Origin of the sequence: Herbiconiux solani NBRC 106740, assembly GCF_001571005.1 — a bacterium.
GTDB classification, from domain to species: domain Bacteria; phylum Actinomycetota; class Actinomycetes; order Actinomycetales; family Microbacteriaceae; genus Herbiconiux; species Herbiconiux solani.
Genome location: NZ_BCST01000001.1, coordinates 353,073 through 378,772, shown reverse-complemented (window position 1 = coordinate 378,772; position 25,700 = coordinate 353,073). Strand labels below are relative to the sequence as shown.

Annotated in this window: 28 protein-coding genes; 18 read left to right on the top strand and 10 right to left on the bottom strand. The window is 70.3% G+C overall.

Going from position 1 to position 25,700, the window contains the following annotated elements; all coding sequences use genetic code 11:
- Positions 1–38: 38 nt before the first annotated feature.
- From HSO01S_RS01810 to HSO01S_RS01790, 5 genes are all read left to right on the top strand, one after another.
- Positions 39–1,388 carry a hypothetical protein gene (locus HSO01S_RS01810; protein ID WP_066038855.1) on the top strand — a complete coding sequence of 450 codons (1,350 nt, stop codon included), beginning with the start codon at positions 39–41 and terminating at the stop codon, positions 1,386–1,388.
- A 68-nt stretch (positions 1,389–1,456) separates the two neighbouring features.
- Complete coding sequence (locus HSO01S_RS01805; RefSeq protein ID WP_066038854.1) at positions 1,457–2,146, top strand: dihydrofolate reductase family protein; 690 nt, start codon at positions 1,457–1,459, stop codon at positions 2,144–2,146.
- Between the two features lie 14 nt (positions 2,147–2,160).
- Positions 2,161–2,646, top strand: coding sequence for a hypothetical protein (locus HSO01S_RS01800; RefSeq protein ID WP_066038853.1), 486 nt, complete (start codon positions 2,161–2,163; stop codon positions 2,644–2,646).
- A gap of 81 nt (positions 2,647–2,727) precedes the next feature.
- Complete coding sequence (locus HSO01S_RS01795; RefSeq protein WP_066038852.1) at positions 2,728–3,417, top strand: alpha/beta fold hydrolase; 690 nt, start codon at positions 2,728–2,730, stop codon at positions 3,415–3,417.
- 109 nt (positions 3,418–3,526) lie between these two features.
- On the top strand, positions 3,527–3,721 hold the full coding sequence (locus HSO01S_RS01790; protein ID WP_066038851.1) for a hypothetical protein: 195 nt from the start codon (positions 3,527–3,529) through the stop codon (positions 3,719–3,721).
- Between the two features lie 79 nt (positions 3,722–3,800).
- Here HSO01S_RS01790 and HSO01S_RS01785 read toward each other — a convergent pair whose 3' ends face one another.
- Positions 3,801–4,130 carry a hypothetical protein gene (locus tag HSO01S_RS01785; RefSeq protein WP_066038850.1) on the bottom strand — a complete coding sequence of 110 codons (330 nt, stop codon included), beginning with the start codon at positions 4,128–4,130 and terminating at the stop codon, positions 3,801–3,803.
- 149 nt (positions 4,131–4,279) lie between these two features.
- Here HSO01S_RS01785 and HSO01S_RS01780 point away from each other — a divergent pair, with 149 nt between their 5' ends.
- The 7 genes from HSO01S_RS01780 to HSO01S_RS01750 all read left to right on the top strand — a co-directional run bounded on the left by HSO01S_RS01780 (position 4,280) and on the right by HSO01S_RS01750 (position 11,966).
- Positions 4,280–5,236, top strand: a complete 957-nt coding sequence (locus tag HSO01S_RS01780; RefSeq protein ID WP_066038849.1) for a manganese catalase family protein — start codon at positions 4,280–4,282, stop codon at positions 5,234–5,236.
- 100 nt (positions 5,237–5,336) lie between these two features.
- A complete protein-coding gene (locus tag HSO01S_RS19360; RefSeq protein ID WP_066038848.1) occupies positions 5,337–6,110 on the top strand; it encodes a CsbD family protein in 774 nt (257 codons plus the stop codon).
- Positions 6,107–6,523, top strand: a complete 417-nt coding sequence (locus tag HSO01S_RS01770) for a phage holin family protein (protein ID WP_066038847.1) — start codon at positions 6,107–6,109, stop codon at positions 6,521–6,523. The genes HSO01S_RS19360 and HSO01S_RS01770 overlap by 4 nt, the downstream gene beginning before the upstream one ends.
- Positions 6,520–7,107, top strand: coding sequence for a DUF3618 domain-containing protein (locus HSO01S_RS01765; RefSeq protein WP_066038846.1), 588 nt, complete (start codon positions 6,520–6,522; stop codon positions 7,105–7,107). Before HSO01S_RS01770 ends, HSO01S_RS01765 begins: the two co-directional genes overlap by 4 nt.
- Before the next feature lie 90 nt (positions 7,108–7,197).
- Complete coding sequence (locus HSO01S_RS01760) at positions 7,198–8,259, top strand: YihY/virulence factor BrkB family protein (RefSeq protein ID WP_066038845.1); 1,062 nt, start codon at positions 7,198–7,200, stop codon at positions 8,257–8,259.
- A 94-nt stretch (positions 8,260–8,353) separates the two neighbouring features.
- The gene (locus HSO01S_RS01755) at positions 8,354–8,842 is read left to right on the top strand and encodes a hypothetical protein (RefSeq protein ID WP_157078844.1); all 489 of its coding nucleotides are present in this window, start codon (positions 8,354–8,356) and stop codon (positions 8,840–8,842) included.
- Positions 8,843–8,960: 118 nt separating this feature from the next.
- A complete protein-coding gene (locus HSO01S_RS01750) occupies positions 8,961–11,966 on the top strand; it encodes a DUF2207 domain-containing protein (protein WP_066038843.1) in 3,006 nt (1,001 codons plus the stop codon).
- A 25-nt stretch (positions 11,967–11,991) separates the two neighbouring features.
- Here HSO01S_RS01750 and HSO01S_RS01745 read toward each other — a convergent pair whose 3' ends face one another.
- A complete protein-coding gene (locus HSO01S_RS01745; RefSeq protein WP_066038842.1) occupies positions 11,992–12,624 on the bottom strand; it encodes a TetR/AcrR family transcriptional regulator in 633 nt (210 codons plus the stop codon).
- Between HSO01S_RS01745 and HSO01S_RS01740 the strand changes: the two genes are divergently transcribed.
- Positions 12,608–13,150, top strand: coding sequence for a nuclear transport factor 2 family protein (locus HSO01S_RS01740; protein ID WP_218003754.1), 543 nt, complete (start codon positions 12,608–12,610; stop codon positions 13,148–13,150). The two genes, HSO01S_RS01745 and HSO01S_RS01740, sit on opposite strands and share 17 nt — an antisense overlap.
- A 108-nt stretch (positions 13,151–13,258) precedes the next feature.
- On the opposite strand, the gene HSO01S_RS01735 is transcribed toward HSO01S_RS01740, so the two are convergent.
- From HSO01S_RS01735 to HSO01S_RS01710, 6 genes are all read right to left on the bottom strand, one after another.
- A complete protein-coding gene (locus tag HSO01S_RS01735; RefSeq protein WP_084361205.1) occupies positions 13,259–15,625 on the bottom strand; it encodes an ATP-binding cassette domain-containing protein in 2,367 nt (788 codons plus the stop codon).
- Between the two features lie 5 nt (positions 15,626–15,630).
- Complete coding sequence (locus HSO01S_RS01730) at positions 15,631–15,852, bottom strand: hypothetical protein (protein WP_157078843.1); 222 nt, start codon at positions 15,850–15,852, stop codon at positions 15,631–15,633.
- A 35-nt stretch (positions 15,853–15,887) separates the two neighbouring features.
- Positions 15,888–17,114 carry an ABC transporter permease gene (locus tag HSO01S_RS01725; protein ID WP_066038838.1) on the bottom strand — a complete coding sequence of 409 codons (1,227 nt, stop codon included), beginning with the start codon at positions 17,112–17,114 and terminating at the stop codon, positions 15,888–15,890.
- Positions 17,111–17,866: an ABC transporter ATP-binding protein gene (locus tag HSO01S_RS01720; protein WP_245635847.1), complete on the bottom strand. Its 756-nt coding sequence runs from the start codon at positions 17,864–17,866 to the stop codon at positions 17,111–17,113. The genes HSO01S_RS01725 and HSO01S_RS01720 overlap by 4 nt, the downstream gene beginning before the upstream one ends.
- Positions 17,867–17,979: 113 nt before the next feature.
- Positions 17,980–19,515 carry an efflux RND transporter periplasmic adaptor subunit gene (locus HSO01S_RS01715; protein ID WP_066038837.1) on the bottom strand — a complete coding sequence of 512 codons (1,536 nt, stop codon included), beginning with the start codon at positions 19,513–19,515 and terminating at the stop codon, positions 17,980–17,982.
- A gap of 122 nt (positions 19,516–19,637) precedes the next feature.
- Complete coding sequence (locus tag HSO01S_RS01710; RefSeq protein ID WP_066038836.1) at positions 19,638–20,696, bottom strand: hypothetical protein; 1,059 nt, start codon at positions 20,694–20,696, stop codon at positions 19,638–19,640.
- A gap of 194 nt (positions 20,697–20,890) precedes the next feature.
- Between HSO01S_RS01710 and HSO01S_RS01705 the strand changes: the two genes are divergently transcribed.
- Positions 20,891–21,499: a DUF308 domain-containing protein gene (locus HSO01S_RS01705; RefSeq protein WP_066038835.1), complete on the top strand. Its 609-nt coding sequence runs from the start codon at positions 20,891–20,893 to the stop codon at positions 21,497–21,499.
- Between the two features lie 48 nt (positions 21,500–21,547).
- Here the strand turns inward: HSO01S_RS01705 and HSO01S_RS01700 are convergent, their stop codons facing one another.
- Positions 21,548–22,027 carry an NUDIX hydrolase gene (locus tag HSO01S_RS01700; RefSeq protein WP_066038834.1) on the bottom strand — a complete coding sequence of 160 codons (480 nt, stop codon included), beginning with the start codon at positions 22,025–22,027 and terminating at the stop codon, positions 21,548–21,550.
- A 3-nt stretch (positions 22,028–22,030) separates the two neighbouring features.
- The gene (locus HSO01S_RS01695; RefSeq protein WP_066039118.1) at positions 22,031–22,813 is read right to left on the bottom strand and encodes an SDR family oxidoreductase; all 783 of its coding nucleotides are present in this window, start codon (positions 22,811–22,813) and stop codon (positions 22,031–22,033) included.
- 156 nt (positions 22,814–22,969) lie between these two features.
- On the opposite strand from HSO01S_RS01695, the gene HSO01S_RS01690 reads away from it, so the two are divergent.
- The 4 genes from HSO01S_RS01690 to HSO01S_RS01675 all read left to right on the top strand — a co-directional run bounded on the left by HSO01S_RS01690 (position 22,970) and on the right by HSO01S_RS01675 (position 25,691).
- A complete protein-coding gene (locus HSO01S_RS01690; protein WP_066038833.1) occupies positions 22,970–23,461 on the top strand; it encodes an NfeD family protein in 492 nt (163 codons plus the stop codon).
- Positions 23,458–24,390, top strand: a complete 933-nt coding sequence (locus tag HSO01S_RS01685) for an SPFH domain-containing protein (protein ID WP_066038832.1) — start codon at positions 23,458–23,460, stop codon at positions 24,388–24,390. The genes HSO01S_RS01690 and HSO01S_RS01685 overlap by 4 nt, the downstream gene beginning before the upstream one ends.
- On the top strand, positions 24,368–25,237 hold the full coding sequence (locus HSO01S_RS01680; RefSeq protein ID WP_084361202.1) for a glycerophosphodiester phosphodiesterase family protein: 870 nt from the start codon (positions 24,368–24,370) through the stop codon (positions 25,235–25,237). Before HSO01S_RS01685 ends, HSO01S_RS01680 begins: the two co-directional genes overlap by 23 nt.
- A gap of 88 nt (positions 25,238–25,325) precedes the next feature.
- The gene (locus HSO01S_RS01675) at positions 25,326–25,691 is read left to right on the top strand and encodes an RNA polymerase-binding protein RbpA (RefSeq protein ID WP_066038831.1); all 366 of its coding nucleotides are present in this window, start codon (positions 25,326–25,328) and stop codon (positions 25,689–25,691) included.
- The last annotated feature ends 9 nt before the right edge of the window (positions 25,692–25,700 follow it).

Here is a 25,700-nt window from a genome sequence, read left to right as displayed (position 1 = left end):
GCCGTGGAACCGATCCGGCGCTGCGGACATTACTGGTCATGGAGACGAAATCGACAGGTGACGGTAACGGCGCGGGCGCAAGCGGCGGGAACATCCCGCTGCGCATCGCAGCCATCGGGCTCGCGGTGCTGCTGCTGGGGGGCATCGCGGCGGGGGCGATCGCGCTTTCCGCCGGTGGGGCCGGTAATCAGGGGTCGTCGCCGGTGGCCGCCGGATCACCGACGAGCGGCTCGGACGGCTCGGGTGCCGGTGCGGGCCCTGGTTCTGGGGCGGGCGGTTCGGGCGGACAGGGCGCCGGCGGGCAGGGCACTCCAACGCCCTCCGGCCAGCCCTCCGTACCCAGTGATCCTGCCGCGCCGGGCGCGGGCGGGGACGGCGGGTCGGGGTCGGAATCCGGGGACGGCTCGGACGCCGGCTCCGGCACCGCGAACCCCGCGCTCGCCCCCGTGCGGGTGCCGCTCGACTGCGAGTCGCTGCTGCCCGAGAGCGTCGCGGAGGCGATCACGGGCGCCGACCTGGTGCCGGCCGAGTACTCGTCCTCCGATCCGCTGTCGTACTCGGACGAGCGCACCGGCGCGCTCGAGTGCGCCTGGGCCGCCCCCGACGCCGAGGATGCGCGCTCCTTCACCCCGGTGGCGCACCTCACGATCGTCCCCGCGGTTTCGGCCGACGACTACCGGGCGACCTCGGAGGGGATCGACTACGGCGGCTCGCCGACGATCCCCGGCCGCGACGACGACTCGCGCCTGTCGTGCCAGCCCGGCGTCAGCTTCCCGGTCTGCGGGATGGTCGACCTGGTCGGGGAGTACGGGGTGGGGTTCTGGATGGTGCCCGCGTCGCTCGACCTGACCGAGGACGACGTGGCGGCATCCGTCGACCTGTTCTCGGGCATCGCCGACGCCGTGGCGGGGGCAGGGCCATCCGGGCCACTCTGGCAGCCGACGGGCCCGAACATCGCCGGGGTTGCGAGCAACGCCGACGACCTGTTCTGCGACGACCTGATCCCCTCCGCCGAGCTCGGCACGATCATCGGCGACCCCACCGTGTCGAACTACCGGGTGGCCGAGGGGGAGTTCCGGATCGCGTCCTTCCGCAGCAATGCGCAGGTCGGCGGCTACGCCTGCGGCTGGTCGGGACGGGGTGCCGGCATCTGGGCCTCGGTGCTGCCCGGCGGTGCACCCTACTTCGCCGCATCCGCACCGCTCGGCGGAGGGGAGTGGCACCCGGCAGCCGGGTACCCGGGGGAGTCGTTCGTCTCGGACGACGGGATGCAGGTGGCGGTACTGATCGACAACGCATGGTTCCTGGTGCGGGTGCCGGAGACCGAGGTGCCGCATCTGCCCGAGATCGTCTCGGCGGTGGTGAGCACGGTGCTCAACCCGTCGTGACGCCCCGGAGTTGGTCGTGGTCGTGGTCGTGATCGTGCTCCGGCGCGGGGAGGCGCTAGCGTGAGCGCATGACGATGGTGAGGGTGCACAATCTCGCGGTCTCGCTCGACGGCTTCGCGACCGGGGAGGGGCAGTCGCTCGAGGCCCCGTTCGGGCACGCGGGCGGGCGCCTGATGGAGTGGTTCTTCCCCACGAAGACTTTCGTGGGCATGAGCGGCCACGAGTCCGAGGCGGTCGGCTCCGGCACGCGGGGCGTCGACGACGCCTTCGCGTCGGCCACCAGCGAGCGGATCGGCGTCGAGATCATGGGCCGCCGCAAGTTCGGCCCGCAGACCGGGCCCTGGGAGGACGAGTCCTGGCGAGGCTGGTGGGGTGAGGAGCCCCCGTTCCACACCCCGGTCGTCGTCCTCACCCATCACGAACGGCCCGATCTCGTGGTCGGCGAGACGACCTTCCTCTTCCGCGATCTGCCACCGGCCGAGGCCCTGTCGCTCGCGACCGGCCTGGCCGGAGGACTGGACGTGCGCCTGGGCGGGGGGCCCACGGTCGTGCGGGAGTTCCTCGCGGCCGACCTGGTCGACCACCTGCACGTCGTCGTCGTGCCGATCCTGCTCGGCCGCGGGGTGCGGCTCTGGGACGGGCTCGAGGGGCTGGAGGAGCGCTTCACGACCGAGGTCACGGCGTCGCCGTCCGGCGTCGTCCACTACGTCTTCACCCGCAAGCCCAGCGCGCCCCGCGGCCCCCGCGCGCCGCGCTGACCCGGTCGCCCGTCATGCTGCGCATCCGTCAGACCCGGTGGAAGGTCCTGTTCGTCGTCGCCGCCATCGCGGTGCTCTTCGTGGCGAACGCGTTGCTCTTCTCGCCGCTCCTTCCCGCGCCCTTCCCGGCGCTCGCGAGCGAGGCGGTCTACGTGCTGGCGTTCGTCGTGGGCACGCGCTCGTTCCGTGGCGCCGGCGAACCGATCGCGCCGCCGCGGGCCGGCTGGCGGATGACCGCGCGGCCGACCGCCGGGTTCGTCATCGGGTCGCTGCTTCTCCTGCGGGTGCTGATCGTGGTTGGCGGGAGCATCGCCGGCACACCGATCGTGGCTTCGTCATCCGCCGATCCGGCCGGTGCGGTGGTCGTGGCCGTCGTCGACCTCCTGGTCGACGTCGTCCTGGCCGTGCTCTACTTCCGCTCGTCCCTCCGCCTCCGCCGAAGCCCCCCGGCCACGGTTCCGGAGCCCCTGCGCCTGGGCAAACCGAAGCCCCTCCGCTGACCGGCGTTCTTCCGCGGGCAGTCCGGATGCTGGTAGCGTGCCGCCCAACGCATCACGCTCGCCCGACGGGAAGAGGTCCGAATGCCTGAGACAGCCGCCAATGCCGTCCTCGTGCACGGCGCCTACGCCGACGGGTCGTCGTGGTCGAAGGTCATCCCGCTCCTTCAGGCCGCGGGCCTGCGGGTGACCGCGGTCCAGCATCCGCTGACCACGCTTCAAGACGGGGTCGACGTCACCCGGCGTGCTCTCGCCCTGCATCGCGGGCCGACGGTGCTCGTCGGGCACTCGTTCGCGGGCATGATCGTGACCGAGGCCGGGGTGGACCCGGCCGTGTCGGCGCTGGTCTACATCGCGGCTCGCGCTCCGGATGCCGGTGAGGACTACGCCGCCCTCGCCGCCGGCTACCCCGCGCCACCCGCCTCGGCCGGGGTCGTCTGGTCGGACGGTTGGGGTCGACTCAGTGAGTCCGCGTTCCTGGCCGACTTCGCGGGCGACCTGCCGCCCGACGAGGCACGCGAGCTCTGCGCGGTTCAGGGCCCGATCTCCGACACCCTCTTCGCGGGCCGGACCACGCACGCGGCCTGGCGCGACAAGCCGAGCTGGTACGCCGTCTCGACCGACGACCGCACGATCGACCCCGACCTCGAACGGTTCATGGCGAAGCGGATGGGAGCCACGACGATCGAGCTCGCCTCCAGCCACGTGTCCCTCCTCTCGCACCCGGCCGAGGTCGCCGCCCTCATCCTCGACGCGGCGGGGCATCCCAGCTGAGGGCCGGCGGGCCAGGCTCAGGCTGCGGCTCAGGCTCAGGCTCAGGCTCAGGCTCCAGGCGAGTGAACCGACACGGGCGGATGCGGGCGGGCTGGACTAGCGTCGCAGCATGAGCACATCCGATGCCGGAACCCCGTCCGACGACTCCGCTGCGGCCCCTCGCGACGATGATCTGGCCGAGCTGATCCGCGAGGTCGACGAAGACCCCGACGCCGAGGGCGCCTCGGAGATGTCGGACCGGCTGCGCGACCGAACGCCCCAGACCGCGGCCGAGCCCGAAGACGCGGGCGACCTCGAGGACTGACCACTCGGGCCCGATCGCGGCCCGGTAGAGCCAGATCGTCTAGAGCCAGTCCGCCCCGTGCTGGCCTGCCGTCAGGCTCCTATTCGAAGTCCGCATCGGCACCCGGGAGCGGCTGCTCGTCGGCGTGCGCTTTCGCCGGCTGCAGACGGGCGACCTTGTCGAGCATGGAGGCGACGGCCTCCTCGTCCTCGAGATCGACTCCTCGGTCGAGCGCCGGAGCCGAGAAGATCTGGCTGGCCGGCCCGACGAGGAGCCGGACCTCTCCCCGCAGGCCTTCGTCGGACATCGAGGGCACGCTGACCAGATCCGACTTCCCCACGTCTGCGAGGGCCTTCGCATACCGCAGCACCGCGTCGCAGATCGCGTCGCTGACGAGGATGAAACCACTGGCGTAATAGAGCTTCTGCACCCCTCAATCCTTCCCAGGAGTCGACGAATCCGCAACGCGTGCTGCACGATGGCGCGGCAGTGTCAACGGTCTGGCGGAAGTAATCGACCGGTACAGGTTGAGGAGTGCGGTTGCGGTCGACGCAGCCCATTCATCGACGAAGGGCTCCCATGTACTTCCACGCTCAAGAATGGATCAACGACATCGCCGAGGACGAGCCGGACCCGGCCGCGGCCAACGCCCTGCAGGAGGGACTCGGCGGCCAGTTCGGCGAGATGCGCACGATGATGCAGTACCTCTTCCAGGCCATGAACTTCCGTGGTCCGTCGGCGAAGCCGTACCGCGACCTCATCCAGGGCGTCGGCACCGAGGAGATCAGCCACGTGGAGCTGATCGGCACGACGATCTCCCGGTTGCTCGACGGCTCGCCGCAGTACAAGGGCAAGCCGACCGACCCGCTGGACACGCCCGGTGCCGGCGGTGCGACCCCGCTGAACATCGCGCTCGACCACGGGAACATCCACCACTACCTGGTCGGCGCCCAGGGCGCGATGCCCGTCGACGCGGCCGGCAACCCGTGGCTCGGCAGCTACGTCTACAACTCGGGCAACCTCGTGCTCGATCTGCTGTACAACCTCATGCTCGAGTCGACCGGGCGCCTGCAGAAGTGCCGGATCTACGAGATGACGGCCAACAAGACCGCGCGCTCGACGATCGCCTACCTGATCGTGCGTGACCAGGCCCACGAGAACGCCTACGCGAAGGCGCTCGAGACGCTCGGCGTGGACTGGAAGAAGACCCTCCCGATCCCGAAGACGAACGCCGAGCAGTTCCCCGAGGTGAAGGCGCTGCTCGACCTGGGGCTGCAGAGCAAGCAGTACTCCTTCGATCTGAAGGGGGAGTCGGAGGCAGGCCGCATCTTCCAGGGCGCGTCGCCCTCGAACGACGGCACCGACCTCGACGCGAGCGAACAGGCCCCGATCGGCACCCCGTCGTTCATCGCGCCCGAGCGTCTCGAGGAGTTCAGCCCTGGGCTCGACCCGGACCTGCTGAAGCTCATCCAGGCGACGGCCGAGCAGGAACTGGCCGACGTCGAGGCGTTCTACGGACCCACCGGAACCAAGTAACGGGGGCGGACTCGCCAGCACCATCAGGGTGGGATGCCTGTTCCACCCTGCAGACCGAGAAGTGCCCGGCCGACCGGTCGGGCAGATGAAAGGGAAGACGATGTCGGAAAGCTATGTACCCGTCCCGCCGAGCGGCTTCGAGCCGCCGGTGACCCCCCAGGGCGACGGCCGGCCGGGCGACGACGACCAGTCGGGCAAGGTCGAGGCGGCGAAGCAGGCCGCCGGTGACGTCAAGGACACCGCCACCGAGCAGGCCGGTCACGTCGCCGGAACCGCGAAGGACGAAGCGAAGAACGTCGCCCGCGAGGCGAAGTCGCAGGCGAAGGACCTTTACGCGCAGACCCAGTCCGAGCTGAAGGAGCAGGCCGGAGTGCAGCAGCAGCGGGTCGCATCCGGGCTCCGCTCGATCGGCGACGAGCTCAGCAACATGGCGAGCAACTCGGAGAGCCAGGGGCTCGCCACCGACCTCGTGCGCCAGGTCTCCGACCGCGCCGGAAGCGCGGCGTCGTGGCTGGACTCCCGGGACCCGGGCTCGCTTCTGAACGAGGGGAAGTCCTACGCCCGACGCAAGCCCGGCACGTTCATCGCGGTCGCCGCGATCGCCGGGGTCGTCGCCGGTCGGCTGACCCGCTCCCTCGCTCAGGCTTCAGCCGACGAGAAGGATGCGGACACGGCGTCCACGCCCGCGACCACGACGGCCGGCGCACCGGCATCCGCACCGGCACCGGCAGCAGCCCCCGCCACTCCCGCCCCCGTCGTCGAGACCACCTCCATCCCGGGCGCGGCCGTCGTCGACGAGACCCCGCTCTACACCGAGCGCGCCTCGTCGTTCGGCGAGAGCTCCCCGGCGCCCGAAGAGGACTACCCGCGATGACCGACGACTACACGCCCTCCGAGCAGAAGGCCGCGAACACCTCGCTGGGAGATCTGCTCGGCGAGGTCACCAAGGACCTCTCCACGTTGATGCGGCAGGAGCTCGAACTCGCCAAGGCCGAGCTCAAGCAGTCGGCCACGCGCGCCGGGAAGGGCGCCGGGATGCTGGGCGGGGCGGGCTATGCGGCGAGCATGACCATCCTGTTCCTGTCCCTCGCCCTCTGGTGGGCGCTCGGCACGCTGATCGGCCTCGGTTGGTCCGGCGTCGTCGTCGCCCTGATCTGGGCCGTGATCGCGTTGATCCTGTTCCTGGTCGGCCGCAAGAGCCTGAAAGAAGTGAACGGCGCCCCCAAGACGGTGGAGTCGCTGAAGAAGATTACCGAGACGCTGAAAAGGAATGAGGAGAACCGATGACCGATTCACCGGAAGAGATCCGTGCCCGCATCGAGGCCACCCGCGCCGAACTCGGCGGTGACGTCGACGCCCTCGCCGACAAGGTCACCCCGTCGAAGATCGTCGGGCGCCAGACCGACAAGCTCAAGGGCGCCGTCGGCTCCGTGAAGGATCGCGTCTTCGGCGCCGCGGACGACGCGTCGTCGTCGCTGTCCGGCACGGGCTCGGACGCGGCCGGGGCCGTCTCCGGCGCCGTCACCGGAGCGAAGGACAAGGTCGCGGCCAAGGCGGAGGGCAATCCCCTCGCCGTCGGCCTGATCGCCTTCGGGGTCGGCCTCCTCGCCGCCTCGCTGATCCCCGCCACGACGAAGGAGAAGGAGGTCGCGTCGAATCTCAAGGAGCAGGCCCAGCCCCTCGTCGATCAGGTGACGGATGCGGCCAAGGAGGTCGGCCAGAACCTCAAGGAGCCGGCCCAGGATGCTGCCACCGCCGTGAAGGAGGCGGCGACCGGCGCGGCCGACGCCGTGAAGTCGGAGGCGACCACCGCCGTCGATGAGGTCAAGGATCAGGCCCAGCAGTCCAGGGACACCATCCAGAACGGCTGACGACACCCCGACCTCGACCCGGCCGGCGGCGGTGAGCCACACCGCTGCCGGCCGGCCCCCCCACTCGTTCCACCCCCTGGAGGCAGCCCGATGACCGACACGAAACCCGCTCGCAGCAAGGGCGCCCCCGACCCGGACGACCCGCGCAAGCCCGACGGTCCGACCGACCTCGAGAAGCGGTCCTGGGTCTACGTGCTCAAGAAGACGGCGCGCGAGTTCAGCGCCGACCAGTGCACCGACATCGCCGCGAGCCTCACCTACTACGCCGTGCTCGCCCTCTTCCCGGCGCTGATCGCGATCTTCTCGCTGCTCGGCGTCTTCGGCCAGGGCCAGGCGGCCAGCGATGCGATCCTCGGGATCGTCGACGACGTCGCTCCCGGGGGTACCGCCGACGTCGTGCGTGGCCCGATGGAGCAGTTCGCGAGCTCGCCCGCAGCCGGCTTCGCCCTCATCGCGGGCCTGGTCGTGGCTGTCTGGTCGGCCTCCGGCTACGTCACCGCCTTCAGTCGCGCCATGAACCGCATCTACGAGATCGACGAGGGGCGGCCGTTCTGGAAGCTCAAGCCGGTCCAGTTGCTCGTCACCCTGATCTCGCTCGTCCTGATCGTCATCGCCGCGCTGATCCTCGTCATCTCGGGGCCCGTGGCCGACGCGGTCGGTTCCGCCCTGGGGATCGGGGAGACCGCGACCACCATCTGGTCGATCGCGAAGTGGCCGCTGCTGGCTCTCGTGGTCGTGCTGATCCTGGCGATCCTCTATTACGCGACTCCCAATGCGAAGCAGCCCACATTCCGCTGGATGAGCATGGGCGCGCTGCTCGCGATCGTCGTCCTCGTCATCGCGACGGTCGCGTTCGGCTTCTACGTGGCGAACTTCTCCAACTACGACAAGACCTACGGTTCCCTGGCGGGTGTCGTGATCTTCCTACTCTGGCTCTGGATCGTGAACAACGCGATCCTGTTCGGCGCCGAGTTCGACGCCGAGCTCGAACGCGGCCGGCAGCTCCAGGCCGGGATCGCCGCGGAGGAGGACATCCAGCTGCCGCCGCGCGACACGAGGAAGAGCGACAAGATCGCCGCGAAGGAGGAGAAGGACATCGCGGAGGGCCGGCGCATCCGCCAAACCAACGCCCGCGAGACCAACGCCCGCTAGCCCCGATGCCGAGGTGATCGCAGGGCGTCCCCCAATTGGAGGCCTGTGCCGCATCCGCGATCTCGTTAGCGTGAGGCAACGAATGCTCGCCTCGATGAATGGAGCTCCGACGATGTTCGGCAAGAAGAAGACGATCGTGCGCCCGGATCTCCCCGCCTGGCCTTTCGTGGTCGACTGGCTCGTCGGTCTCGAGGCGCTCGCCTGGGAGTCCGATCCCGAGCTCCTGGTGGTCGGCGACGGCCTGACCGCCATCATCGCCACGATCCCGTTCGACGTGAAGCCGGACACGAGGGACCACATCGAGAACTCGCCCGCCCGTTTCGGCTTCGCCGTGAAGACCGGCGACAGCCCGACAGGCATGTTCGGAGCCGGACCGGACTACGAGACAGCACGCGACGAAGCCCTCGGGCGGCTCGTCATCCTCGCCACCATGGCGCTGGGCGAGGACGGTCTCACCCAGCTGATGGCGGCGAAGGAGAACGAGTACCTCGATCTCGTCGCCTACGGGACGTGGCTGCTGGCGCACGATCCGGCCGCCGTGCCGGATCCGGAGGAGATCCGAGCGATCCGCCAGAGCCTGTAGCGCCCGTGCGAACGATTCCGGGGGGTACGTCGGGATAGATTGGATGCGTGAGCACGGGGGAGGGGCAGCATCGTCGAGCGCCCCGTCCGTCGCGCAGTCCGATCGGGCGTGACCTGACGTGACCGAAGCCGAATCGGGGCCAGAACAGAGCGACCCCGGCGAAGAACGGATCGCCGACGCGCCCCCGCAGCACACCCGCCTCTGGGTCGTGCTCTCGCGCTGGCTGCTCGCGACCGAGGCGTGGCTCCGCTCGCACGGCGGGCCCAGGCTGCGCTGGGGCATCCGCGGTTTCTGGGCCCTCGTGGCGGCAGCCGGACTGTTGCTGCTGTTCGGCCCGGTGATCAACGCGCCCCTCAGCCTGGACGACATCACCGACTCGGCCGACTCGGCCACCGAGAGCTGGATCGCCCGCGACTTCGACGTCTCCTACGACGTCGAACGCACGGATGACGGGCACCTGACCGCCCGGGTCGAAGAACGCATCACCGCCTTCTTCCCCGAGGGCGTCGACGAGCACGGCATCCGCCGGGTGCTCGCCACGCAGTACCAGGGGCACGCCCTCGAGCCCACGGTGCTCGGGGCCACGATGGACGGCGAGCCGATCGACATCGCCCGCACCGAGTCCACCGACCAGCTCACCCTCACGCTCGACCGTCCTGACGGCACGACCGACGCCCTGCAGGGCGACCACGACTTCATGCTGAGCTACGAGCTGCACGATCTCGCGTACCTCAGTACCGACCAGGCATCGGGCGAACCGGTGCAGCTGCTCGAATGGGACGTGTTCGGGCCCGACTGGGGGCAGGCGCTGGCCGGTCTCGAGGTGTCGGTGACCCTGCCCGAGGACGTCGACGACCGGCTCGTGCGGCAGCCGCGCGGCACCCTGGCCTGGCTCATCATCGGCGGGGGAGAGTGGCTGACCGCCGAACCGGGGGCCCAGCCCGGCACGGTCACCTACAGCTTCGAGAACGACCAGAACATCCCGCCGCACGCCCAGGCGCGCTTCGCGATGAGCTTCGACCGCGGCACCTTCACCCTGCCCGAGCCGACTTTGCTGTTCTGGGTGCAGGTCTACGGGCCGCTCGCTCCGCTGGGCATCCTGGCCCTGACCCTGCTGCTCGCGCTGGCCGCGAGGGCGGTGGCCTGGAGCGACGCTCGCGGCCGCCCGTGGTTCGTCGCTCAGTACGAGCGTCCCGAGGGGGTGTCGCCGCGTTTGGCGGCGCAGATCCTGCGGGAGCCGGCTGCCCTCGAGCTCGCTGCGCGGCTGGGCGAGGTGGAGGACGGGGCGCGTGGCTCCGGCCGCAAGCGCCGGACGGGGATCCGTCCGCGTCCGCTGAGCGCGGCCCGCGGCGAGCAGCTGCGTCGTGCCGCCCGGGCGGCGGCCCGCACCGGACGTCTCGGCGACCGACCTCGTGCCCTGGCCGGGTATCTGACGGCTCCCGAGCGCCGCACCCAGCTGACCGCCGGCTACCGGCGCATCCCGCGCGGCTTCGTGCGCGACCTGTTCATCGCGGCGCCGATCGCGCTGACGCTCGTGCAGTGGGGCCTCGTGCGTCAGCTCTCGCACCAGACCGTGCTCGCGGTGGTGTGGTGGCCGGTGGCCTTCGTGCTGGTCTCCTCGGCGGTCGCGCTCGTGGTGCTCACGATCGCACTCACCTCGCGGCCGCTGACCCGCAAGGGCGCCCTCGTCAAGCAGCACCTGCGCGGCATCGGGGTCTACGCCGAGCGCACCCGGATGCTCGCGCGCGGCCCGAGCGGCGAAGCCCTGCTGCCGTACGCGGTGCTCCTGGCCCCGCCGCGGGAGGCCGGGCGCCGGGTGCTCAACCTCATCATCGGCGACCTCGGCGATGCGGATGCGGGCCGGGGATGGCGCACGCCGTCGTTCCTCACCACCCCGCGGCTGATCATCCGCCTGCTGGGCCTGGTGCTGGTGGCGGGCGCGATCGCGGCGGTCGCGCTGCTGCCCGCGCCCTACCCGCGTTCGTACGACTACGCGAGCTACTGGGGCGACATCCCGGGCACGCTCTTCACGAAGGTGCGGTCGATGGATGCCGTCGCCGAGCTCACGCGCGACGACGACCGTCGGGCGCGGCTCGACGTGACCGAGCGGCTCGAGGTCGAGTTCGACGACCAGCAGTCGTCGGTGCCGCAGTTCGCCCAGCAGTGGCCGGCCGAGCGCGACGGACAGGACCTCGGGTTGCAGGTCACGGGGGTGCGGGTCGACGGTGCCGAGGTGCCGTTCGACACGAGTCGGGATGCGGACACGCTGCTCATGACGACCCGTCTGGTCAAGGTGATCGCGGGCGCTCACGACCTGGAGGTCGACTACTCGCTGGGGTCGGCGGCATTCGCCGGGCGGGGTACCGACGGGGGTGCGGTCGACCAGGTGCGGTGGGCCGCGCTGCTGGAGGGGTGGGACCACGACTCGGCCTGGGGCGACGATCCGGTGCCTGACCCGCTGACGATCGAGCTGCGGGTCGATTCGGAGCTGGCCGGCGAGGCCATCGGCGGGGGGTGGATCACTCAGGACACCACGGCGGAGTCGCCGAGCAGCTGGCCGGAGACGGTGCTGCCCTTCGGATCGATCGAGGCGGGGGAGGTGTACGGGCTCGACCCGGCGCTGGAGCCTGCTCCGGACGGATCGGATGCCGATTCGTCCGTTCCCGGTGGTGTCGAGTCGCACGAGCTCGACCTCGTGCCCGACGAGTACGGCGGCTGGCCGTTCGAGCTCCGCCTCTCGGACACCGGTGCGCGCCTCGACTTCCCGGCCGGCACGTTCGCCGGCCCTGATCCCGGTGCGCTCCAGCGTCACGACCTCCGGCAGCTGGTGCCGATGACCGCCGTGCTCGGGACGGGCGGGCTCGCTCTCGTGCTCGGTGCGGCGGGGCTGCTGCTCCGCCGTCGCCGCCGCGACCTGGTGTCCGAGCCCGGCACCCCGCGTGATCTCCTGCGCTGGCTCGCGCCCGCGGCCGCGCTGTCGTCTCTCATCCTGTTCTTCTGGATGACCGCCGACATGCCCGACGACCGCGCCGAGTTCCTGCCGTTGGCGGCCGGAGCCGTGGCCGGCCTCGTCGGGGGAGTCGTGGCCCTCGTGGCCTCCCGTGGTCTGAAGCGCCGGCCCTGAGGCGGTGCGGTCGGGCGACGGGAGGTCAGTCCGAGGTCGACCCTTCACCCATCGCGAGGGTTCTCCGGAATGCGGCGCGCGTCTCGCTGACGAGGTCCCCGGGCCCGGCGGCGAGGATGTGGCCGCTCGCGTAACAGCCGACGGCGAGTTGCGCCGCCAGGGTCGCGACCGCCGGGGGAGCGTCGTGGGCGACGAGGACGTTCGCCAGTTCGTGCGCGATCTCCTGCTTCTTCAGTGCATCGCGGGCGCGCAGCTCGTCGTGCGAGTCGAGGAGGCGGGTGTGCCGCTGGTAGGCGCCGAGGTCGGAGGTCGCCTGGGCACAGAGCTGGAGTACGAGGGGTTCGAGTGCACCCAATGCGTTCGAGAGCGTGTCCACCGAATGATCCGTGCGCCACGCCTCGGCCGCAGCCTCGGCGATCGCGTCGAAGATGGCCTGCTCCTTGGCGAAGACGACCTCGGTCTTGTCGCCAAAGTGCCGGAAGAAGGTGGTGCGTCCGACCTCCGCGCGCACCGCGATGTCGGTGACCGAGACACTGTCGAAGCCGCGCTCGGCGAAGAGGGCGTCGGCAGCGTCGATGATGCGTTCCCGTGCCGCACGCTGCTTCCGTTCGACCAGGGACAGCGGGGGAACCTTCTCCTCGGTGGATCGCTCAGCCATACCGGCACTCTATCCGATCTCGGCATGCGTTCCATCAGGTACGCAGTGTGTTACGGTACTGAGTACCAAACAAGGAGAAATCATGCTCACTGTCACTGATCGTCAGCAGATCACTGAAACCCTCGCTCGCCAGGCATTCGCGGTCGATGAGAACCAGCTCGACCAGCTCGGGGAGATCTTCACCCCGGACGCCACGTATGACATGACCCGTTCGGGGATGGGATCCTTCCAGGGCGTCGAAGCCCTGCGGGCCGCCGCGGGGGAGTTGTTCGCATCGGGCTTCGCGCCCCTGTCGCACTTCGTGACGAACGTCGTCATCTCGGAGATCGACAAGCCGGAATCGGGGTCGGCGTCAGCACCGGCGACTGTGTCCGCGTCTGTGCGATCGAAGGGATTGATGATCATGCATGACGGCGCCGTTCACGGAGTCGTGTACGACGACACGGTCGCGCTGCACGGGGGTCGCTGGCTGATCGCGTCCCGGGTCATCACACCCGTCCGAGCGGCCGCGCCTCACGGCGACTGACGCCAATGGGGTAGCGCCCTCGAATCAATCTCTTGACATAATGTGCATTATCAGCGCACTGCTAGGAGTTCTGAGAGGGGCTGACGACGGCGGTCGGGATGCGTGTGGTCACGCGCCGACGTAAGCAGCCAGGTGCTGCGCCGTGAGCGTCGTCCTGGCGGCGACGAGCTCGGCGGGCGTTCCCTCGAACACGATCGAGCCGCCGTCGTGACCGGCACCCGGGCCGAGATCGATGATCCAGTCGGCGTGCGCCATGACGGCCTGATGATGTTCGATGACGACGACGGATTTGCCCGAGTCGACCAGACGGTCGAGCAGGCCGAGCAGCTGGGCCACATCGGCCAGGTGCAGGCCGGTCGTCGGCTCGTCGAGCACGTAGACGTCGCCGGGCGCGCCCATGTGCGACGCGAGCTTCAATCGCTGCCGCTCGCCGCCCGAGAGCGTCGTGAGGGGCTGACCGAGGCTGACGTAGCCGAGCCCCACATCCATCAACCGGGTCAGGATGGCGTGTGCCGCCGGGAGGCGTGCGTCGCCGGATGCGAAGAACGCCCCCGCCTCGGACACCGGCATCTCGAGCACCTCGCTGATGTTCTTGCCGCCGAAGGTGTACTCGAGCACGACGGCCTGGAAGCGCTTGCCGTCGCACTCCTCGCAGACGCTCGTGACGCCCGCCATCATCCCGAGGTCGGTGTAGATCACGCCCGCGCCGTTGCAGACCGGGCAGGCGCCTTCGGAGTTCGCGCTGAACAGGGCAGGCTTCACACCGTTGGCCTTGGCGAAGGCCTTACGGATCGGCTCGAGCAGCCCGGTGTAGGTCGCGGGATTGCTGCGGCGCGACCCCTTGATCGGGCTCTGATCGATCGCGACGACGCCCTCGCGCTTCGAGATCGAGCCGTGCACGAGCGAACTCTTGCCGGATCCTGCGACCCCGGTCACGACCACGAGCACCCCCAGCGGCACGTCGACGTCGACGCCCTTGAGGTTGTGCGACACCGCTCCCCTGACCTCGAGTACACCGGTCGAGTCGCGCACCGCATCTTTGACCGACGCGCGGTCGTCGAGGTGCCGACCGGTCAGTGTGCCGCTCGCCCGCAGCCCCTCGAGCGTTCCCTCGAAGCAGACCGTGCCACCCGCGGTTCCGGCGCCCGGCCCGAGGTCGACGACGTGGTCGGCGATGGCGATCGTCTCGGGCTTGTGCTCGACGACGAGCACCGTGTTGCCCTTGTCGCGGAGGCGGCGGAGCAGCACGTTCATCCGCTCGATGTCGTGCGGGTGCAGGCCCGCCGTGGGCTCGTCGAAGACGTAGGTGACGTCGGTAAGGGACGAGCCGAGGTGCCGCACGAGCTTGACGCGCTGCGCCTCTCCCCCGGACAACGTGCCCGACGGCCGGTCGAGCGAGAGGTAGCCGAGCCCGATGCCGACGAAGGAGTCGAGGGTGCGGGCGAGCCCTTCGAGGAGCGGCGCCACCGAGGGTTCGTCGAGGTCGGCGATCCAGCCGGCCAGGTCGCTGATCTGCATCGCGCAGGCGTCGGCGATGCTGATCCCCCGGATGCGCGACGAGCGTGCGGGGGCGCTCAGGCGGGTGCCCTCGCAGTCGGGGCAGGCCGTGAAGGTGGCGGCCCGCTCGACGAAGGCGCGCACGTGCGGCTGCAGCGACTCGATGTCCCGCGAGAGGAAGGAGCGCTGCACTTTCACGATCAGCCCCTCGAAGGTGAGGTTGACGTTCTCGACCTTCACCTTGACCGGCTCGTGGTAGAGGAACGCGTCGAGCTGCTTGGGCGTGAAGTCGCGGATCGGGGTGTCGGCGCTGAAGAACCCGGCGCTCTTGACGATCCGCAGCATCCACCCGTCGGCGGTGTAGCCCGGAACCGTGATCGCCCCTTCGGCGATCGACTTCGAGTCGTCGTAGAGCTGGGTGCGGTCGACGTCCGAGATCGCACCGCGGCCCTCGCAGCGCGGGCACATTCCGCCGGTGACCGTGTACGTCTTCTTCACGGCCTTGCTGCCCTCGCCGCGGTCGACCGTGATGGCGCCGCTGCCGGTCACCGACGGCACGTTGAACGAGTAGGCGTTCGGCGAGCCGACGTGCGGGTCGCCCAACCGGCTGAACAGGATGCGGAGCATCGCGTTCACGTCGGTCGCCGTGCCGACGGTCGACCGCGGGTCGGCACCCATCCGCGCCTGGTCGACGATGATCGCGGTGGTGAGCCCCTCGAGCAGGTCGACGTCGGGGCGGGCCAGCGTCGGCATGAACCCCTGGAGAAAGGCGCTGTAGGTCTCGTTGATCATGCGCTGCGACTCGGCGGCGATGGTGTCGAAGACGAGCGAGCTCTTGCCCGAGCCGGAGACCCCGGTGAACACCGTGAGGCGCCGCTTCGGGATTTCGAGGTCGATGCCCGTGAGGTTGTTCTCGCGGGCGCCGCGCACGCGGATCACCTCGTGCCGATCGGCGACGTGCTCGGTGCCTGTGTCCATGCCCGTCATGATATTCGAGGCTCGTCCCGGATGCGGCTGCTCTCCGCACCCGGACTGGTGGCGGCCGGCGATTGCCGCAGCTCAGGATGCTCGGATCCGCTCCCCTGCGGCATCCCCAGCACGATCACGATGGCCCACACGATCACGGCGATGCTCGCCACGGTCGCCATCGCCTGGAACACCACAGGCTCCCGCCGTGGCGTCGGGTACAGCGGCCGATTCGTCATGGTTTCCCTCATCGTGAGATGAATATAACTCACAATCACGATCGAAGCGCCTCGATGGGTTCGACACGAGCCGCCCGCAGTGCGGGGAATCCGCCCGCGAGCATCCCCAGCACTCCCCCGGCTCCGACCGCAGCGACGACCACACCGACGTCGAGCACGGGCGTCCAGGCCTGCGCGGACGACACCGCGACCACGACCAGCACTCCGGCCGCTGCGCCGATGACACCGCCGATGATCCCGACGATCAGGGACTCGATGACGAACTGGGCGGCGACGAGCGACCGTGGGGTGCCCAGAGCCCGGCGCAGCCCGATCTCGGCTCGCCGTTCGGTGACGCTGAGCATGGTCACGTTCGCGACGCCGAGAGCGCCGGCGGCGAGGATGATCAGGGCGACCGCGAAGAACACCAGATCGAGATCGTGACGAACCGCACCCTCGAGCCCGCCGCTCGGCGGGGCGGCGACGGTGAAGGAACCGGGATCGCCGGAATCCAGCGCGATCGGCACCTGCCGAGCGACGATCGCGCTCGCGCCCGGGGCCACCTGGAGGACGAGGGTGTCCGGCATCCTGAGGCCGAGGTCGCGCCGAGCGGTCGTCGACGGCACGATCACGGCCTCCAGCAGGGGCCGCTGCACCGTGACGGAGTCGAGGATGCCGATGACCGTGTACGCGTGGTCACCGATGAACACGGAGGGCCGGCTCTGCAGCGAACCCACCCCGAGCTCGGCGGCGGCCTTCGCCCCGAGCACCGCGACGCGATCGTGCCGTGCCTCGTGCCCGGCGTCGAAGAACCGGCCGGCGCCGAGGACTCCCCCGGTGGCCCCGAGAAGGTCTGCGTCGGCCGCCATCACGGGCGGCGACGCCGGGGGTGGCTGCGACGGGTCGTGGATGTCGGCGGTCCGGACGGAGGGCGCCGGATCCGGCAGGGTGGTGACGAGTGCCGCGGCCTGCACCCCGGCGAGCGAGGTGACGCGGCTTACGGAATCGACGGGGAGGGTCGCCTGGGCGCGCTCCTTTCCGTCCGAGCCCGACGCGGTCGTCGGTGCGACTTCGGCGTGCAGGGCCGCGGCCGAGTCGAACCGTGAACTCAGCTGTCCCGTGGCGGTCTGGCCGAGGCCGACGGTGACCACGAGGGCCCCGATGCCGACCGCGGCTCCGAGCAGCCCGATCAGGAGCCGGACCGGTTTGCCGCCGACACCGTCGAGCGCCTGCCCGATCAGATCTCCGAGCAGTAGCCCCATCCTGATGCGCCCGGCGGTCATGCCGGGGTTCCCTCGTCGGCGACGACGGGAGCTGCCGGGATCACCGGAAGCCCCGGATGCAGCGCAAGCCCCTTGCTGGCCTGAGCATCGGCGACCACCGTGAGCCGACCCTCCCTCACCCGCACCCGCCGCCGCGCCCGAGCCGCGACCGCGGGGTCGTGGGTGATCGTCACGATGGTCTGACCGGCGGCGTTGAACTCGTCGAAGAGGTCGAGCACGGCTCGGGAGTTGCCCTCGTCGAGATTGCCGGTGGGCTCATCGGCCAGCAGCACCCGTGGTGCGGTGCCCACGGCCCGTGCGATCGCGACCCGCTGCCGTTCGCCGCCCGAGAGAGTGGGAGGGAGGAACGACGCCCGCTTCGAGAGTCCCACCCTGGCGAGGGCGTCGTGGGCTCGGTCGAGCCGCTCGCGGCGTGGGAGCCCGCCGTAGAGGAAGGCGAGCAGCACGTTGTCGAGCACGGTGCGTTCGGCGAGGAGGTGGAACGACTGGAACACGAATCCGATCGCCGTGCCCCGGAGACCTGTCCTCTCGCGTTCCCCGAGCCGGTCGGTGTCGATCCCGTCGAAGAGGTACCGGCCCTCGCTCGGCCGGTCGAGGAGCCCGAGGATGTTGAGCATCGTCGACTTGCCCGCACCGGAGGGTCCCGTCACCGCAAGGTAGTCGCCGTCGCGGATCACGAGGTCGACGCCCTGCAGCGCGGCCACGCTCCCGGCTCCCTCGAAACGGCGTCCGACACTCTCCAGCTCGATCACGGGTGGCCGCTCGGGTGGCCGCTCGAGTGCTCGTATTCCGCCTGGGCCCGAATGCAGCGGCTCGCCCGCCGCTCCCTCCGGCGCGCCGGACGGTGAGCCCTTCCGCCGCGCGCTCATCGCCCGACCACCACCCTCGCCCCGGCGAGGAGCCGGGCGTCCGGGGTCCTCAGTTCCACGAAGCCGCCCGCCGACAAGCCGGTCACGACCTCGATCAGCACCGAGGTCGACCCGGACCCGGTCCCGGGACCGACCAGCTCGACCCGGCTCTCACCGCCGGGCCCGGCCGTGACGGCCGCGACCGGCACCGCGATCACATCGGTCCCCGTCGACTCGACCGGGATGCTCACCCGCACATTGCCGCCCTTCAACCGCTCGAGGTCGGCGGGACTGACGGATGCGGGCACCAACACCACGTCCCACCGTGCCGAGGCGCCACCAGAGCCGCTCCCGCCGGCACCATCTGTGCCGGTGTCATTCCGACCCCCGGACCCACCTCCGGCCCCGCTCCCGGACCCGGTTCCCGCGCGATCGGGTGACGAGCCCGCGGCCCGTTTCGTCACCGACCGGACGGTCGCTCCGAAGGACGTCCCGTCGGCCGCGGTGAACTTCGCCGCTCCGCCGAGGGGGACGAGGGCGGCGTCGGCCTCGGACACGGTTCCCGACAACACCACCTCGGCACCCGAGACGCTCATCGCGGCACCTTGGAGCACGCTCCCGCGCTCTGCGCCGACGCGGTCGACGCGCCGGGGCAGCGCGGTCAGGAACACGACCTCTCCGGCCGGCAACGGCGTCGCCGCCTCCGCCTCGGCGCGGCCGAGTTCTTCCTGCGCGTCGGTGAGCGACGACAGCGCGCCGTCGAGATCGCTCTGCTCGGCGGCGCTACCCGGTGGTGCATCCAGTGCCGTCCGCCGGACTTCGGCGAGGTGGAGCGCGTCACGCAGCCGCTCGAGCTCGGCGGCCGGCTCCCCGGATGCGGTCGCCACGTCGAGCTCGCGCTGCGCCTGCCGCACCGCGTTGTCGAGCTCCAGGCGGTCGGCCTCCGAAGCGCCGGCCCGAGCCGCCTCGAGAGCGGCTCGCGCACGGTCGACGGCGGCGGAGGCCGAGCGCGCGGCCGACCGCGCCCCCTCGAGCCGCTGGCGCGCTCCATCCGGCGGACTCGGCGGCGGGTAGCCGGCGGCCCGGAAGAGCGACTCGACCCCGGCGGCCGTCGCGGCGTCGTACAGAGCGGATGCGGCATCGCCCGCGTCGATCCCGAGCGACGCCAGGGCCGCCTTCAGCTGCGTGACGTCCGGCCCGGACACCCCGATGTGCAGCGAGCGGTACACCGGCAACTCCCCGGGGAGCACGATCAGGGGCCGCCCGGCCACCTCGAGAGCGACGCTCCCGGCGACGAGCGTGGAGCCGATCTCGGGGACGTGCCCGGTCACGACAGCGGGGCCGGCGAGCCCCGTCGCATCCACTTTCACGTCGACGGGATCGGCGTACGTCACGTCGGCGCGTGCGGTGACGGCGTTCTCGATCACCCTCTGCTCCACGGCTGCCGTCACCGGCCCGGCGGTCGGGGGCTCGGCCGAGGCCGCGAGCTCGGCGGGCGAGATCACGAACCGGCTGACCGCGATGCCCGCGACCAGCGCCAGGACTCCGACCATCGCGACCAGGCCGACGAGTCGTGCCCCGCGAAGCGGCCGCCGACGTCGCCGGCCCTGGCCAACGCCCCGGCCCACGTCCCGGCCGCCGCCGCCTCGTCCTCGTCGCTCGCGTCTGAGGCCGCTCATCCCTTGCCATACCGGGCCAGCAGCGCGTCCAGCTGCGACCGGTGCGCGTCGATGAACTCCTGCTCCAGGCGAGCCCGGGTGTCATGGGAGACGGTCTCGTAGCCGGAATCGCGCGCGCAGGTCCAGTCCGCGGTCGCGACCGCGATCTCGAAGGCCTTCACCTCCTCGAGTGCCGCCGGATCGGCGCCTCCCGCGGTTCCCCCGGCCCCGTCGGCCCCGGACGACCCGTCCGTCGTGCTCCGCGAGATCCCGCCGCTCGGGTCGAGCGAGATCGACGAGCCCGGGTCGAGGTCGTTGTGACGCTGCACCACGTCGTCCTGCGGCCCGGACTTGTGCTCGTACCCGGGGTACCCCGCCGAGGCCAGGCAGTCGGACCACTCCTTCTCTTTCGCCACCACCTCGGGAGCGGTGGCGATCTTCTCCCCCAGCGCGCCGATCTCGTCACTCAGGGCGAGGTACTCCGGATCGTCCCAATACGCCTGACCGCTCTCGGCCTCGCCCTGTGCCGCACCCATGCACCCGCCCAGCGAGCCGACCGCCTCCGTCGCCCCCTCCGCCCCGAGGTCGTCCTCCGGCAGTGCACCCCAGAGGGCCTCCGAGTACGCGGCCTGCTCGCTCTCGCTCAGCGAGGCGACGTAGTCCGCGTTCGGATCGGTCGCCTGCCCCGGACCGCCGGGAATCGACGCGAACGGGTCTGTCGAGATGCCGTACCCGTAGGTCTTCGCGAACGCCTCGCTCCCCCAGACCAGCTCCGGGTTCGAGGAGGTGTCGAACTGGAAGGCCCCGGCCTGCTCATCGGCCACGTAGTCGAACCCCTGCTCCTTCATGCACCGCGCGACCGACTCCTGGACGGCGCGATTCTGCGCATCCAGCTCGTCACTCGATTGGGCGGACCCGAGCACCCCGAAGTAGGCGTCGAGCGGAGTGCCACCCTCCGGTGAGGACGAGGACGGCGGTTGGCCGCCGAAGACAGTGCACCCGGAGAGCAGTCCCGACAGAGCGAGGGCGACGGTCACGAGGACGGTTCGGGTGAACGACGGGGGTGAAGAGGGCATGACGGCTTCCTGCCCGCACCTCCGCAGATGACGATTGCTCGACTGTGATGCTAGGCGACGCCCCCGACATCCGAGGGAAACGGTCGACATGCTCACGGCGAACTCCCATGGAGGTCGCCCGGAGCGCTAGATTGAGCGGAGAACACTGCAGGAGGGCGCGCCGCACGGCGCAGCCCGCGTCGTCAGGGGGAATCATGTCCACGCCTACCACCACACCCGGATCCACGACCGGCTTCTGGCTCTTCGATCACGACCTCTCCGCGACTGCGTTGCGCTGGCTGAAGGCGGGCCTCTGGGTCCGCGCCATCCTCTCGGTCGTGCTCGGCATCGTCGTGCTGGTGCTGGCGTTCAACAACCCCGACGCGATCGTCTACACGATCGCTTTCCTGTTCGCGATCTACTTCTGGATCGTCGGGCTGATGCGGGTCGTCGGCGGCATCGTCAACAACACGGTCACCGGCGGCATCCGTGCGCTGAACATCATCCTCGGCGTGCTGCTGATCGTCGCGGGTGTCGTGGCCATCCGCAACCCGATCGTCTCGCTCATCGCGCTGGCGCTCGTGATCGGCTTCTCCTGGATCCTCGAGGGCGTGCTCGCCGTCATGGAGACCGCGAAGGACAGCTCGAAGTGGTTCGGCACCATCCTCGGCGTCGTCTCGGTCGTGGCCGGGATCGTCGTGATCTTCCTGCCCCTGGAGTCGATCGGCATCCTCGTGCTGTTCGCCGGCATCATGCTGGTCGTCACCGGCATCTTCGCCGCGATCACCGCCGCCACGATGGGCCGGGGCGCGAAGGCGCTCTAGCCGAACACGTACCCCGCCGCGACAAAAGGGCCGGGCCGCGAACGCGCTCTAGCCGACCACCCCGCCCAGCACCTCGCCGAACTCCCCCGGCTCGAACACCTCGTCCGACGCCCGGACCTCCTCGAGGCTCCACCACCGCCACGCCTCGACGTCGACCCGCTCGTCGTCGGTCCAGTTCGTGTCGACCGGCGCGAACCGCGGCACGCGGTGGAGGTACCACTCCTCGTGGTACGCCCGCTGAACGCCGACGGCCGGCGAGGCTTCGAAGTCGCGCGAGTAGAACGGCTCGCCGAGCGCGTCCTCGGTGACCACGAGCCCCGTCTCTTCGAACAGCTCGCGCACGGCGGCCTCCCGGTGGGTCTCCCCCGGCTCGAGGTGCCCGCCCGGCGTGAGCCACCGGGTCGGGTTCGAGACGACGTCTGCGCGCGTGTAGAACAGCAGGGCGTGTCCGGCCTGGTCCAGCAGCAGGACCCGGGATTTCAGGATGAGCGACCCGGCGGGCGTCGCCGCATCCGCTTCGCCGCCCACGGGCTACTCCTCGCTCTGGTCGAAGTCGGAGACGTCGCCGACGTAGCGCGTGTGGTTCTCCGGGATCGGGTCGATCGCGGCGGCGGCCACCTCGGCGGCGAACTCGCTCACGTTGTAGAGGCGGCCCGCGGCCTCCTTGCGGGCGCCGATCGCTCCCGGGTTGGCGCGCTCGAGCAGGGTCGCGGTGATCGTGCCCTCGATCATGTCGCCCGAGACGACGACGAAGCCGATGCCGAGCTCGTCGAGCTTCGGGATGAGGGCGCGCAGGGCGTCCTCCCCCGCGCGCTTGGAGAGGGCGACGGGCTCGTACTCCGGCATCGTCGCTGTGGTTCGGATGAAGTGGGCCTGGTGGCTCGTGACGAACACGACCCGCGAACCCGGCGCCATCAGCGGCAGCGCCGCGGTGATGACATTGACCTGCGCGTCGCGGTTGAGCGCCATCGCGTAGTCCTCGGCCATGCCGGACTCCATGCCTCCGGAGGCATTCAGCACCAGGATGTCGAGCCCGCCGAGGTCGGCCTGGACCTGATCGAACATGGCCGCGACGGAGGCGGGGTCGGTGAGGTCGGCGCCGACCACGATCGCCGAGCCGCCGGCCTCCCGGATGCCGTTGGCGAGCTTGGCCGCCCTGGCCTCCTTGTTGCGGTAGTTGATGACGACGGAGGCTCCGGCCTCGGCGAAGTAGCCGACCGTGTCGGCGCCGATGCCGCGCGAGGAGCCCGTGACGAGCGCCCTCTTGCCCGCGAGCGATTCGGGGGCGAGCGGACCGGTGGTGGATTGCGTCACGGAGAACTCCTCGTAGATCGAACGACGCTCCGAGACTACCAAGTAGCCGATACTCCACTGGCTACCCGGACCAGGCCTGGTAGCGTCGAAGAGCGAGAGATCGCCCGGTCATCGCCGACCGATCCGCTGCTGGAAACCGCTGGAAGGAGACCGTTGATGCTCGAGTTCCTCGACTCCTACGCCTGGATCCTGTGGCTGGGCTTGATCCTCGTCTTCGTCATCGTCGAGATGCTGACCCTCGAATTCACCTTCCTGATGATCGCGATCGGCAGCCTGGGGGGCCTCATCACGGGCGTCTTCGGAGCGGACTGGTACTGGCAGGTCATCGTGGCGGCACTGTTGTCGGTGCTCCTCCTGCTCACGATCCGCCCGCCGCTCCTCCGGCTGCTCAAGCGCGGCGGCGATCCGGCGAAGAGCAACGTCGACGCCCTGCTCGGCCTGGAGGGCCTCGTGCTCGACCAGATCACCGCGACCGCCGGCCACGTCAAGCTCGCCAACGGCGACACCTGGACCGCGAGGGTCTCCCCTCTCACCGACGACCGCGAGCTCGCCCGGGGCGAGCGCGTGCTGGTCACCGCCATCGACGGGGCGACGGCCATCGTCGTCCCCGCCGTCCGCCCCTCCGAACGAGAGGAACCGATTCTGTGAACGACATAGTCGGCCAGGTCATCGTGATCGTCATCGTCGCGATCATCGTCATCTTCGTACTCGTCGTGGTCGCCCGCGCCGTGCGCATCATCCCGCAGGCGCGCGCCGGCGTGGTCGAGCGCCTCGGCCGCTACCACAAGACGCTCATGCCGGGCCTGAACATCCTGGTGCCCTTCATCGACCGGCTGCGGCCCCTGATCGATCTGCGCGAGCAGGTCGTCTCGTTCCCGCCCCAGCCGGTGATCACCGAGGACAACCTGGTCGTCTCGATCGACACGGTCGTCTTCTTCCAGGTGACGGATGCGCGGGCCGCGACCTACGAGATCGCCAACTACCTCGGCGCGGTCGAGCAGCTCGCCACGACCACGCTCCGCAACGTGGTCGGTGGCCTGAACCTCGAAGAGGCACTGACCAGCCGGGACGAGATCAACGGCCAGCTGCGGATCGTGCTCGACGAGGCCACCGGCAAGTGGGGCATCCGCGTCTCGCGGGTCGAGCTCAAGGCGATTGACCCGCCCGTGTCGATCCAGGACTCGATGGAGAAGCAGATGCGGGCCGAGCGAGAGCGCCGCGCCGTCATCCTCACCGCCGAGGGCACCAAGCAGTCCGCCATCCTCGAGGCCGAGGGGCACCGGCAGGGCGAGATCCTGCGGGCCGAGGGTGACGCCCAGGCCGCCGTGTTGCGCGCCCAGGGTGAGGCCGAGGCGATCACTACCGTGTTCAGCGCCATCCACAAGGGCGAGCCCGACAACATGCTGCTCGCTTATCAGTACCTGCAGACCCTGCCCAAGCTCGCCGAGGGCAGCGCGAACAAGCTCTGGGTCATCCCGAGCGAACTGACCGAGGCGCTGAAGGGCATCGGCCAGGCGTTCGGCGAACGGGGCGAACGCGGGGAGCGAGGGGCGGGTGCCCCGCCGCGAGCCGAGTAGCCCCGACGGGCGGGCGGGGCGCCGCACCCGCGGCCGCACCGCCTGGTTCGACCCTGCTCCCCCGCGCATCCTGGCTCACCGCGGTCTCGCCCTCGGCGTGCCCGAGAACACGATCGCGGCCTTCGAGAAGGCGGTCGCTGCAGGAGCCTGCTACGTCGAGACCGACGTCAACGCGACCGCCGACGGCGTCGCGATCGCGAGTCACGACCCGGGCCTGGACCGCATCGCCGGCCGCCCGGATCTGATCGCCGACCTGACCCTCGCCGAGCTCCGCGAGATCGATCTGGGCGGCGGCGCGTCGTTCGCGACCCTCGCCGAAGTGCTGGCAACGCTCCCCGAGGCCCGGTTCAACATCGACATCAAGTCGGCGGATGCGGCGGCCCCCGCGGCCGCCGCGATCCTCGAGGCGGGTGCGGCCGACCGCGTGCTCCTCACCTCCTTCTCCTCCGCCCGGCGCCGCGCCGCAGTCGACGCCGTCGAAGCGGGCGGCCAGCACATCGCCGCCTCAGCCTCGGCCGCCGAATTCGTGCCGGCCCTCGTCTTCGCCAAGCTCGGGCTCGTGCCGCTCGCCCGCCTCATCCTCCGCCGAGTGGATGCGGTGCAGATCCCCACGAGCATCTACGGCTTCTCCACGACCACCCCGCGCATCATCCGCCGACTGCACCGCGCGGGCGTCGAGGTTCACGTGTGGACGATCAACGACGTCGATGTCGCCCGCGACCTCCTGGCGCGCGGCGTCGACGGGATCGTGACCGACCGGGTGGACCTGATGCTCCGTCTCGGCGCCGAAGGCATCGCCCGCGCCGACGACCTACCCCCCGAATTGGGATCTACCCGAATTCGCTGAGAGAGTACTGCCAATAACGGCCCGAGGAAAGGTTTCACGCAGCCGAGCGGTTTATAACTTGTGAAGCAACGCGAGAGGAGACCACACAATGGCAGATCGCAGTTTGCGCGGAATGCGTCTGGGCGCACAAAGCCTGCAGAGCGAAGAGGGCGTCGTTTTTTCACCCCGGAGTTCGTACACGTACCGATGCGCCACCTGTGGCCGTGACACCGAAATGGTGTTCTCGGCCGAAGCAGAGGCCCCCGAGACCTGGGAATGCAAATTCTGCAGTCACGAGGCGACCCTGATGGTGGGCAGCGAGCCGATGACGATCGACCGGGCCGACGCCAAGACGCCTCGCAGCCACTGGGACATGCTGCTCGAACGCCGCACCCGTGCCGAGCTCGAAGAGCTGCTCGAAGAGCGGCTGCAGTACCTGCGTTCCCGTCGTGGAACGCAGAAGATCGGCGCCTGAGCGCAGCCG